Genomic DNA, 4,864 nt, shown 5'->3' with positions numbered 1-4,864 from the left:
TGGACACCGACAGCATGGAGGTGCGGGTGGACGGCCGCCTCGTCCCGCTCACCCCCACCGAACTGCGGCTGCTGCTGGAGTTCACCGCCGCGCCCGGCATCGTGCTGGAGCGCACCACCCTCCTCGAACGCGTCTGGGACTACGAGTGGGGCGCCGACACCCGGGTCGTGGACGTCCACGTGCAGCGGCTGCGCGCCAAGATCGGCTCCGGCCGGATCGAGACCGTCCGCGGGTTCGGCTACAAGCTGCGGCGCCCGGCATGACCCTGCGCCGCCAGATCGCCACCGCCGTCGCCGCCATCTCCGTCCTGGTCGCGGTGGCGGTCGGTCTGCTGGTCCACCGGGCGATGATCCGTCAGCACGTCGACCAGGCGCGCACCGCCGCGCTCACCGCCCTCGACTCGTCGCTGGCCGAATACGGCCGCAGCGGCGACGTCGCCGGCCGGGGCGCCGCCCTGAACGACCCGGCCCTGCCCGGCCGGCTGCGCACCCTCGCCGCCGGCGGCCGGCAGGGCACGGTGCTCGCGGCCGACGGGCAGGGCGAGTCGATGTGGGCGGCCGGACCGGTCCGGGACGGGGTGTTCTCCGTCCGGGTGGACTTCACCCAGGACCGCGGCTCCATCGCCGACCTGGACCGGATCATCCTGATCACCGTCGTCGCCGCCGTCTTCACCACCGTGCTGGCCGGCGTCCTGGTCGCGGACCGGATCAGCCGCCGTCTGCGCACCGCGGCCACCGCCGCCCGGGGCATCGCCGCCGGCGGGACGGACACCCGGATCGGCGAACTCGTCGACGGCCGGGACGAGGTCGCCGACCTCGCCGCCGCCGTCGACCTGATGTCCCGCACCCTGCACCGCCGTCTGGAGGACGAACAGCGCTTCACCGCCGACGTGGCCCACGAACTGCGCACCCCGCTCACCGGCCTGGTCACCGCAGCCGAACTGCTGCCGCCCGGCCGCCCCACCCAGCTGGTCCAGAACCGGGTCCAGGCCCTGCGCGCCCTGGTCGAGGACCTGCTGGAGGTCTCCCGCCTGGACGCCGACGCCGAGTCACCCGACCTCTCCGCCGTCCCGCTGGAACGCGCGGTGCGCCGCACCGTCACCCTCACCGGCCTGGACGTCACCGTCGAGGTCACCACCGACGAGCGGGTCCGCACCGACCTCCGCCGCCTGGACCGCATCCTCGGCAACCTGATCGTCAACGCCCACCGCCACGGCGCCGCCCCGGTCCTCCTCCACGTCGACGGCCGCCGCATCACCGTCCGCGACCACGGCCCCGGCTACCCCGACGACCTCCTCCAACACGGCCCGCAGCGCTTCCGCACCAACGCTCCCGAACGCGGCCGCGGTCACGGCCTCGGCCTCACCATCGCCACCGGCCACGCCCGCGTCATCGGCGCCACCCTCACCTTCACCAACCACCCCGACGGCGGCGCCCTCGCCACCCTTACCCTCCCGCCGGACTGAGCACGCTTCGGCTACGAGGGCCGGGCGACCCGCTCTAAAAACAAACAGACCTGTTTGTCTGTTTTGGCGACGCACTCCACCGCCACGCCCCTGCGTTGACGGATGGTCAGTCCGAACTGCCGTTGGCGACCTCGACCCGCGCCTCGGCCTGGGCCCGGTCGGCGGCGACGACGTCGGCGGGCGGCGGGGTGACCCGCAGGCTGCCGATCAGACCGGGGGCCGCCATGCCCGGCAGCAGGAACCGCCACATCACGCCGATCCGCCCGGGCAGGTCCTCCCGGTTCGTGTAGACCTGCGACATCACCTGGAGGCCGGTGAACGCGCCGATGATGACGCTGGTGGCGTCGTCCAGGTCCAGGCCGGGCAGGATCTCGCCGCGCCGCTGCGCCTCACCCAGGAGTTCCCGGACGGTCGCGGTCGACTGTTCGTACGGGGTGTTGACCGGGATGGGGAACGACGTCTTCTCCACCGCCAGGCGCACGCCGGCCCGCAGCACCGGATCGTGCTGGAGCTGGACGGCGAACGCGAAGGTCAGGTCGATGACCGACTGGAGCCTGGTGGACCGCTCGGGGGCGGAGAGGGCGCCGCTGTGCGCGTCGAGCAGGGCCGTGGCGATCGCCTCCTTGGAGGCGAAGTGGTGGTACAGGGCCCCTCGGGTCAGGCCGCTGCGCGCGAGGATCTCATTGGTGCTCGCGGCGTCGTAGCCGCGCAGGTCGAACACCTCGGCGGCGGCTTCCAGGATCGCCTGCCGCGATCGCGCTCCGCGTTCCTGCTTCGCCATACCCGGATCCTTGCCACTCGCCGACGAACAGTACAGACAGGTCTGCATTGTAAGTGTCGCCCGGGCGGAAGTCGACGCTGCGGACCGCCGCGGCCCAACAGCTGGAACAGGCCCGACGGAGCCCACCGTTCCGCTCTCCGCCGTGACCGATCCGAACCTTTACTTGATTTACCAGACAGACTTGTCTGTATTTTATTGAGGTGTGGATGGGGGCTGCTGCCACACCGACAGCTCCGTCCTGCCCGAAAACAGACAGGAGCGCCCCATGGAGTACACCCACCTCGGCCGCAGCGGACTGACCGTGTCCCGGCTCGTGCTCGGCACGATGAACTTCGGGACGCAGACCTCCGAAGCGGACAGCCACGCGATCATGGACCGGGCTCACGACCTCGGCATCAACTTCTTCGACACGGCCAACGTGTACGGCACCCGCCCGGGCGAGCAGCCCACCGAGCCGATCATCGGCCGGTGGTTCGGCGGCGGGAGCGGGCGGCGCGAGAAGACCGTGCTGGCCACCAAGGTCTACATCCCGACGGGCAGTTGGCCCAACGAGTCGGGCCTGTCCGCGCTGAACATCCGGCGCGCCTGCGAGGCGTCGCTCAAGCGCCTGGGGACCAACCACATCGACGTGTACCAGATGCACCACGTCGACCGGAGCACCCCGTGGGAGGAGATCTGGGAGGCGTTCAGCGTCCTGCGCCAGCAGGGCAAGGTGCTCTACTTCGGCTCGTCCAACTTCGCCGGATGGCACATCGCCCAGGCCCAGGAGGCCGCGCGGTCGCGGCACTTCCTCGGCCTGGTCAGCGAACAGTCGAGGTACAACCTGATGACCCGCTGGGTGGAGCTGGAGGTGCTGCCGGCGGCGCGGCACTACGGCCTCGGCCTGATCCCCTGGGGGCCGCTGAACGGCGGAGTGCTCGGCGGCGTCCTGCGCAAGCTGAAGGAGGGCGGCGCGGCCCGCGGCACCACCGGACACTCCGCCGCCCTGCTCGCCCGGCACCGCGGCACCGTCGAGGCGTACGAGAAGCTGTGCGCCGATATCGGCGAGGACCCCGCACACGTCGGACTGGCCTGGCTGCTCGCCCAGGACGGCGTGACCGGCCCCGTCATCGGACCGCGCACGGCCGAGCAACTCGACGGCTCGCTGCGCGCCCTGACGATCGAGCTCGACGCCGCCACCCTGGCGAAGCTGGACCAGCTGTTCCCCCCGCCCGGCCCGAACGGCGCCAAGCCTGCGCCCGAGGCCTACGCCTGGTGAACGCCCGCGCTGGCAGTTCGCCCGTTCCGTACGGCCGCGCCGTACGGATCACCAACGTCATTCATCAGATCCCGATGCAGTCTCACCGATCAGTGGAGCGTGAATCATGAGTCGTACGGTCGCCGTTGTCGGCGGAGGCTACGGGGGCGCGGCAGTGGCCAAGGCCCTCGAATCCGAGGCCGAGGTCGTCCTGATCGACCCGCGCGACGCCTTCGCCAACGTGGCCGGTTCGCTGCGCGCACTGGCCCGGCCCGAGTGGGCGCCCAACATGTTCTTCCCGTTCAAGACCCTGCTCACCCGGGGCAGAGTCATCCAGGACCGCGCCGCCTCCGTGGACGCCACCGGTGTCACCCTGGCCTCGGGCGAACACGTCGCGGCCGACTACGTGGTCCTGGCCACCGGCTCCACCTACCCGTACCCGGCCAACCCCTCCGCCGCCACCGTCGCCGACGCGCTGGAGGACTTCCGCGCCTCGCACCAGGAACTGCTCCGGGCGGACACGGTCCTGATACTCGGCGCCGGCCCGGTCGGGCTCGAACTCGCCGGCGAGATCAAGGAGGTCTGGCCGGACAAGAAGGTGACCATCGTCGACCCGGCCACCGAGCTGCTCCCCGGCTTCGAGCCGGAGGTCGTCGAGGACCTGCGCGGCCAACTCGCCGCCCTGGACGTCGAGGTCCGCCTCGGCACCGGCCTGACGGCGGAGCCGGGCACCCGGCCCGGCCTGGCGGGCTCGTTCACCGTCACCACGACCGCGGGCGACGAGATCACCGCCGACGTCTGGTACCGCGCCCACGGCACGACCACCAACACCGACTACCTCGCCGACGGCAGGCTCACCGCCCTCGACCCGCAAGGCCGGATCCCCGTGACCGAGAAGCTCAACGTCCGGGGCCACGACCACGTCTACGCGGTCGGCGACATCACCGACGTCGCCGAGGCCAAGATGGCCGGCTACGCGATGCAGCACGCCGACGTCGTCGCCAAGAACATCCTCGCCCAGATCAACGGCCAGGAGCCGACGGAGGCCTACCGGCCGCTGGGCTTCCCGATGATCCTCCTCCCGCTCGGCACCAAGGGCGGCGTCGGCCAGCTGCCCTCGCCCGAGGGCCCGTTCGTCGCCCCGGCCGAGACGGTCTCCCAGTACAAGGGCCAGGACCTCTTCACCGGCCGCTTCACCGCCACCCTGGGCCCCACGGCCGGCTGACCACCCTCCGCCACCGCACCGCACCGCCCGCCCGCCCGTACGGAGAGCACCCCCGACAACGGCGAAACCCCGGGTCGGAATCCCGACCCGGGGTTGAACCACGGAGCCCCCTGTCGGGTTCGAACCGACGACCCCCGCTTTACAAGAGCGGTGCTC

The 4,864-nt window shown here is 71.7% G+C and carries 5 protein-coding genes; 4 read left to right on the top strand and 1 reads right to left on the bottom strand.

Annotated elements, in window-relative coordinates; all coding sequences use genetic code 11:
• Positions 1-263, top strand: a 263-nt coding sequence (locus J0670_RS30295) for a winged helix-turn-helix domain-containing protein (RefSeq protein ID WP_207814911.1), incomplete at its 5' end; no start/stop codon positions are given.
• On the top strand, positions 260-1,465 hold the full coding sequence (locus J0670_RS30290; RefSeq protein ID WP_207814909.1) for a HAMP domain-containing sensor histidine kinase: 1,206 nt from the start codon (positions 260-262) through the stop codon (positions 1,463-1,465). The genes J0670_RS30295 and J0670_RS30290, both read left to right, overlap by 4 nt.
• Before the next feature lie 106 nt (positions 1,466-1,571).
• On the opposite strand, the gene J0670_RS30285 is transcribed toward J0670_RS30290, so the two are convergent.
• On the bottom strand, positions 1,572-2,246 hold the full coding sequence (locus J0670_RS30285) for a ScbR family autoregulator-binding transcription factor (protein WP_207814907.1): 675 nt from the start codon (positions 2,244-2,246) through the stop codon (positions 1,572-1,574).
• A gap of 265 nt (positions 2,247-2,511) precedes the next feature.
• Between J0670_RS30285 and J0670_RS30280 the strand changes: the two genes are divergently transcribed.
• Both J0670_RS30280 and J0670_RS30275 read left to right on the top strand, forming a co-directional pair.
• On the top strand, positions 2,512-3,504 hold the full coding sequence (locus J0670_RS30280; protein ID WP_207814904.1) for an aldo/keto reductase: 993 nt from the start codon (positions 2,512-2,514) through the stop codon (positions 3,502-3,504).
• 106 nt (positions 3,505-3,610) lie between these two features.
• Entirely contained in the window at positions 3,611-4,708 is a 1,098-nt protein-coding gene (locus J0670_RS30275; protein ID WP_207814902.1) for an NAD(P)/FAD-dependent oxidoreductase, read from the top strand.
• Positions 4,709-4,864: the final 156 nt, after the last annotated feature.

Origin of the sequence: Streptomyces sp. FH025, from assembly GCF_017427025.1 — a bacterium.
In the GTDB taxonomy this organism is placed as follows: Bacteria; Actinomycetota; Actinomycetes; order Streptomycetales; family Streptomycetaceae; genus Kitasatospora.
The sequence above is the reverse complement of the archived record's forward strand: the minus strand, read 5'-3'. Positions and strand labels throughout refer to the sequence as shown.